Origin of the sequence: Streptomyces sp. NPDC013187, assembly GCF_042899705.1 — a bacterium.
In the GTDB taxonomy this organism is placed as follows: Bacteria; Actinomycetota; Actinomycetes; order Streptomycetales; family Streptomycetaceae; genus Streptomyces; species Streptomyces hawaiiensis_A.
This window is the reverse complement of sequence record NZ_JBIBAF010000045.1, coordinates 1-2,916: the sequence shown is the minus strand read 5'-3', so window position 1 is coordinate 2,916 and position 2,916 is coordinate 1. Positions and strand designations below refer to the sequence as shown.

The window sequence follows — 2,916 nt, the reverse complement described above, 5'->3', positions numbered from 1 at the left end:
GTCAACCCATTACTCGCACCGTCCTGATTGACCGCCGAACCACGCACCACCGCCAGCACCCGACGCCCATGACGCACCGCATCCGACAACCGCTCGACGAGCAGCACGCCCGCACCCTCAGCCGGCCCGAAGCCGTCGGCCGAGGCGGAGAACGCCTTGCAGCGGCCGTCGGCGGCAACTGCTCGCTGACGGGAGAACTCCACGAGCACCTCCGGCGTCGACATCACGGTCGCACCGCCCGCGAGGGCGAGGTCGCACTCGCCGCTGCGCAGCGCCCGCACCGCCAGATGCAACGCGACCAGCGACGACGAACACGCCGTGTCCACCGTCAGCGCCGGCCCCTCCAGGCCGAGGGTGTACGAGATGCGGCCCGACATGACGCTGGCCGAGTTGCCGGTGCCGAGGTAGCCGTCGAAGCTCTCGCTGCCGTTCTGCAGCAGCGGCATGTAGTGCTGGCCGTTGGTTCCCATGAACACGCCGGTACGGCTGCCGCGCCGGCCGGCCGGGTCCAGCCCGGCACGTTCGAACGATTCCCAGGCGAGTTCCAGGATGATGCGCTGTTGTGGGTCCATCGCCAGAGCCTCACGCGGCGAGACGCCGAAGAACCCCGCGTCGAACTCCCCCGCGTCATGCAGGAAGCCGCCCTCCCGGACGTAGGCACGCCCCGCCGCGTCCGGATCCGGGTCGTACAGGCCCGCCACGTCCCACCCCCGGTTGACGGGCAGGTCCGTAATGGCGTCGCGGCCGGTTTCGAGCAGCTCCCAGAGCTCGTCGGGTGTTCCGACGTCTCCGGGGAGGCGGCAGGCCATGCCGATGATGGCGATCGGCTCGTCCTGGCCCGCCGGAGGCGGACCGCTCGGGGCGTTCCGCTCGGAGTCGGTGCGTTCCACATCGTCCTCGCCCAGTAGTTCCTCGCGCAGATGGTCGGCGAGTGCGCGGGGGTGGGGGTGGTCGAAGACGAGGGAGGCCGGAAGGGTGAGCCCGGTGGCCTCCTTGAGCCGGTTGCGTAGTTCCATCGCGGTCATGGAGGTGAAGCCGATGTCCTTGAACGCCCGACTCTGGTCGATCGCGCCGGGAGCGCCCTCACCCAGTACGGCCGCCACATGGGCGGTGACCAGCTCCAGGAGGGCCTTTCGCTGGGCGTTCCGGGGCTTGTCGCGCAGGGAGCGCGCCAGCTCCGTGCCGCCGGGCGCGCCGATCCGGGCGGCCTGGTCCGCCATGGCCGCCGCCTCCGCCTCAAGGAGACGGCGCACCTCGGGCAGCTCATCGAAGAGGACGCTGGGACGTACGGAGGTGAAGGACGCCAGGAACCGCTCCCAGTCGACGTCGGCCACCGCGGCGTTGCCCGCGCCGCTGCCCAGCGCCCGGTTCAGCTCCGCGAGCGCCGCCCGGGGCTCCAGCGGAGCGATGCCGTACTGCCGCAGCGACTCGGCGGCAGAGCCGTCCGCGGTGACGGAACCCGCCCAGGGCGTCCACGCGACGGAGACCGTCGGCAGACCCCGGGCCCGGCGGCGGGCGGCCAGGGCATCGAGATGAGCGGCGCCGACGGCGTACGCACCCTGCCGGACACCACCCCAGATCCCCGCAACTGAGGAGATCAGTACCAGTTCCGGTACGCGTGGCCCGTCGAGCAGTGCGTCGAAGTGCGCGGCGGTCGCGGACTTGGCGGCGACGGCCGCCGCGAGATCGGCCGGGCTCGTGCTCTCGAGCGGAGCGAGCTCCACTGCGGGCGGAACGACGACCACCATGGCAGGGGCGTACTCAGTGACAAGGGCGGCGAGGACCGCACGGTCCGCGAGGTCGGGCGCCGCAGCGGTCGTCACGCGCTGAGCCACGTCCGAGAGCGCGGCCGGGAGTTCGGTCAGGGCGGGATCGGCGAGTACGACGCAGTCCGCGCCCTCCGTGAGCAGCCATCGGGCCAGCGGCTCACCGACGGCATCGAGGTCCCCGGCCAGCAGCACCGTGCCCGGCGGGCGCCAGTCCTTCCGTCCCGGGCGGGCAGTGGCTCGTACGAGACGCCGGCCGTAGGCGCCCGAGGGTCGCACCGCCAGCTGATCCTCACCGGCCGCCATCCCGGCGGCCAGCGCCCGGACCGCCAGACCCACCGACCGTGCATCAGCGTCCGCCGGGAGATCGATCAGACCACCCCAGCGATCGGGGATTTCGAGAGCGGCAACCTGTCCGAGCGCCCACAGTTGCGCACCCGCCGTCTCCGGCACCTCACCGGGCACCACGGACACCGCGCCCCGCGTCACCGCCCACACCGGAACACCGAACCCGTCTCGCAGGGCTTGGCGCATCAGCGTCAGCGACGCGGCTCCCCCGAGCGGCACCTCGCCGTGCTCCGGGTGCGGGCCCACAGCCAGTCCGAGGAGTGACAGGATGCCCGTGACGTCCGTTACTTCCTCGGACATCCCGCTGAAACGGTCGTCGAAGTCCGCTGTGGCGGGGTCAAGAGCAAGGGTGTGCACGGTGGCGCCGTGGGTGGTGAGGGCTTGCTCGATGTCGTGGGCGACACGCGTGGCGTCCGCGTCCAGGTGCTCGGGCACGACGAGCAGCCACCGGCCCTCAAGTCGCGCCGACTCCGGCAACGACAGACTCTTCCACGTCACCTCATACGACAGACCGTCCTGCGGCCCCGACGGAACAACCGCCGCGGAAGGACGCGACTCGAGCCAGTAGTGCTGGCGTTGGAAGGGGTAGGTGGGCAGGTCGATGGTGCGGGCGCCGGTGCCCTCGAACAGGGCCGGCCAGGTGACGTCGACGCCCTGGACGAACGCCTCCGCCACCGAGGTCAGGAAACGGCGCAGACCACCCTCGCCACGGCGCAGGGATCCCACCGCGCACACCTGCCGGCCGGCGGACTCCGCCGTCTCCTGCACCGCACCCGTCAGCACCGGATGCGCACCACACTCC

Annotated in this window: 1 pseudogene; it reads right to left on the bottom strand. The window is 71.9% G+C overall.

The window, feature by feature from the left end:
* A pseudogene (locus tag ACFY5B_RS39420) lies at positions 1-2,897 on the bottom strand (type I polyketide synthase); the annotation flags it as partial.
* Positions 2,898-2,916: the final 19 nt, after the last annotated feature.